This is a genomic window from Trebonia sp., assembly GCF_049794275.1.
Classification (GTDB): Bacteria; Actinomycetota; Actinomycetes; order Streptosporangiales; family Streptosporangiaceae; genus Trebonia.
The window spans coordinates 1-3,247 of the sequence record NZ_JBARCR010000305.1 but is presented as its reverse complement, the minus strand read 5'-3'; the positions used below and the strand labels follow the sequence as shown (position 1 = coordinate 3,247).

4 protein-coding genes are annotated in these 3,247 nt (G+C 71.7%); 1 reads left to right on the top strand and 3 read right to left on the bottom strand.

Annotated elements, in window-relative coordinates:
* Positions 1 to 987: GAF domain-containing protein (locus tag WA805_RS08510; protein ID WP_425242066.1), on the bottom strand; the 987-nt coding region annotated here is incomplete at its 3' end.
* Positions 988 to 1,165: 178 nt separating this feature from the next.
* Here WA805_RS08510 and WA805_RS08505 point away from each other — a divergent pair.
* Complete coding sequence (locus WA805_RS08505) at positions 1,166 to 1,726, top strand: flavodoxin family protein (RefSeq protein ID WP_422284423.1); 561 nt, start codon at positions 1,166 to 1,168, stop codon at positions 1,724 to 1,726.
* On the opposite strand, the gene WA805_RS08500 is transcribed toward WA805_RS08505, so the two are convergent.
* Positions 1,719 to 2,372, bottom strand: coding sequence for a hypothetical protein (locus WA805_RS08500; protein ID WP_425242065.1), 654 nt, complete (start codon positions 2,370 to 2,372; stop codon positions 1,719 to 1,721). The genes WA805_RS08505 and WA805_RS08500 overlap by 8 nt on opposite strands.
* Positions 2,372 to 3,247 (bottom strand): universal stress protein (locus tag WA805_RS08495; RefSeq protein ID WP_425242064.1); only part of this gene is annotated, 876 nt, incomplete at its 5' end. The genes WA805_RS08500 and WA805_RS08495, both read right to left, overlap by 1 nt.

Sequence of the window (3,247 nt, the reverse complement as noted above, 5' to 3'; positions counted from 1 at the left end):
CCGGTTGCCCGGCGCACCCAGCGGGAAGATCACCGCGGGCCCGATTTGGCTCATCGCGGCCCTGGCTGTGGCGGCGGCGCGCTCGTCGGCGGCGAAATCGGCGCTGGCTATAGGCTCGCCGCTGGCGAGCACCTGCCCGGACAGCGACTGGCCGGCCGGCAGCACCAGGCCGCGCACCGCTTCCGCACCTTCGCCGTCGGCGTAGGCGATCGTCAGCCGGCGCCCCTCCTCGTCAGGCAGCGCGAGCACCGCGAGATCGGCGCCCGACAGCTCACACGCCTTGGTGGTGATGCTCGCCAGCACCTCGCCAGGATCCGCGCCGGACAGCAGCGCGGTGGTGACCTCGGCGCTGGCGGCGATCCAGCGCTGGCTGTGCCTGGCGGCGTCATAGAGCCGCGCGTTCTCCACCGCGACGCCCGCTGCGGCGCCGAGGGCGATCAGGACCACCTCGTCGTCCTCGGTGAACTCGCCGCCGCCGCGCTTGTTCGTGAGGTAGAGGTTGCCGAACACCTCGTCCCGCACCCGCACAGGCACGCCGAGGAAACCGCGCATTGGCGGATGGCCATCGGGGAACCCGGCCGATGCGGGATGGGTGGCCATGTCGGCGAGCCGCAACGGCCGGGGATCCTGGACGAGCAAGCCCAGCAGGCCGCGTCCTTCTGGCCAGTGGTCGATACGCTCGATCTGCTGCTCGCTGAGGCCTACAGGGATGAACTCGGCCAGCCGCTTGCCGCCCTCGTCGCCGTCCCCGATGACCCCGAGCGCGCCGTAGGTCGCGTCCACCAGCCGGACCCCGGTCTCCACAATCCGGCGCAGCGTCGACTCCAGATCCAGGCCTGAACTGATAGCGATGACGGCCTCGAGCAGGCCGCGCATCTGGTCCCTGGCGGACAGCACCGCCTGCAGTCGGCTCTGCAGCTCGGCGAGCAGCTCGTCCAGCCGTAGCTGCGGAAGCAGCTCAGGGCGGCCGTCAGCATCAGCCCCCACCGGCAGCTCCTCCCTGGTGGCAACGCAGCGCCAGCATATCGGTTTGCGGTGGTCGCCGGGCAGGTCGCGCTGAGTGCCGAAGGTCCCGCGGCGAAGCCGGCCTCTGCCTCTGCTGCCGGCCGAACCGGCCGGCGTGCGATGAGGGATAGGGACTGACCTCGGAAAGGATGTGGTCCTCATGCGAGCACTCGTCGTCTACGAATCGATGTATGGCAACACGCACGCCGTCGCCGTCAGCATCGCCGCCGGCCTGAGCACCAGGCACGACGTGACGCTGGTCCCGGTGACCCGGGCTACGCCGGAGCTCGTCGCCGCGGCGGACCTGCTGGTCGTCGGCGGCCCGACGCACCTGCACCGCATGTCCACCGCCGCCTCCCGGCGCTGGGCGGCCGACGCGGCCCGCAAGCAGGGCGGCAGGCTGACCATGGATCCGGACGCTGACGGGCCCGGGGTGCGCGGCTGGCTCGAAGGGGCTGGCAGCCTCGGCAGCCTCGGCGGACAGAACACTTTCGCGGTGGCTTTCGACACCAGGCTCAGCGGGGTCCCACTGTTCACCGGCCGCGCCAGCCGTGGCATCTCCAGGCTCCTGGCGGGCCATGACTGCCGGATGTTCGCCGCGCCGGAGAGCTTCCTTGTCAGCAAGAAGGACACACTGCGTGACGGCGAGGCCGCCCGGGCCCGTGCGTGGGGAGCCATGATCGGCGCCGCTGCCAGCGACCTGTATGCGCCCGTCAGCTAGCGGTGGCGGTACGCTCGACGCGCTGTTTGATGCCGAGCAGCATCTTTCGCTCCATGACCAGGCTGCCTGGCTCCATGAACACCGTGTAGAAGAGGCGGCTGACGGGCGCGAGGGCCGCCGTCGCGATCCTGTTGCGGCTGATCAGCCTGGTGGACTCGCCCTCGGGCACCAGCGCGAAGATCCACACCCAGTTCTGGTCGGCGACCCGGACGGCGAGGGTTCGCGGCGGGTCGAGCACTTCCACCGTCATGCCCGGCCGGCCTGATCCCATGGGGAGCTCGTCACCCACCGCAGTGTGCTGGTACCGCGGCAGGATCTCGTTCGCGCTGTGCATGTTCAGCCCCAGCAGGTTCTCGATCCAGTCGTAGGTGTAGGCGCCGCCGCGACCGCTGCCCATCTGCACCAGCCAGGGCCAGATGGCCGATGGTGGCGCGTCGATCGTGACGGCCCGCGTGGTCACCAGCCCGGCGTCCGGCAGCAGCTCGTCACCGGGGAGCTTCGCAGCGACCTCGTCGTCGCGGGCACCCCAGGTCAGGCACCACCGCCGGAAGAAGAGCACGCAAGCGGCGGGACCGACGGTGGCCACCGCGCCAGCAGCGGCGATACCGACGGCCAGCGCGGGCCTGGTAAGCCTGATGGTCCGCATCATGACCTCCCCGAGCCGGTCGGGACGATGCCGACGGGGCCGTGGGCGTGATTCAGCACCGCGTGCTGTACGGCGCCGATGGCGGGACCCGAGTCGTGCCCGCCGCGCCGCCCGATCACCACGAGGTCCGCGCGGGCCGTGTAGCTGGCCAGCACCCGGCCGGGGTGCCCGCGCACTACATCTTGCCGGACCGGTACATTGGGATACTTCTCCCGCCAGCTCCGCAGGTCTTCCGCCAAGTGATGGGCGGCCTCCGCCGACACCTTCGATGGGTTAGCCGGGTGTCCTGCCTCCCCTGCCCCGAGGTCGCCGACCGGTGCGGGGAAGTGCCCGGCGTAGACCGCGACCAGGGTCGCTCCGCGCAGCGCCGCTTCCTCGAATCCGAACGGCAGGGTGGCGGTCATGTCGTGCGGGTCGCGGATGCCGACGACGACCTCGCGGTGCACGACGCCGGTCTCCTCCCTGACCACGACGACCGGGCAGGAGGCGTGCATGGCCGCGTACCTGCTGACGGAGCCCAGCAGCATCGCGGCGAACCCGCCCGCGCCGCGCGCGCCCACGACGAGCATCAGCGCGCCGCAGCCGCTGCCGGTCACCATCAGCGCCGGCGGCCCTGTCAGCAAGTCGGTGTCGACGAGCAGGTCCTGGGCGACTTCCCCGGCTCGCGTGATGGCCTCAGCGAGGGCGCGACGGGGCACGCTGCCCAGCACCTTCGCGACCCCCGGCGGGGCCGGGTCGGATGCCAGCATGCGGGGCGGCACAGCCGGCGCCGACACGAGCCGCAGCGGCGCCCCGTGCCGGTGCGCTTCCCTGGCGGCCCATTCCACCGCGCGCAGCGACTCCTCGGAGCCGTCCACCCCGACGACGATAGGTCT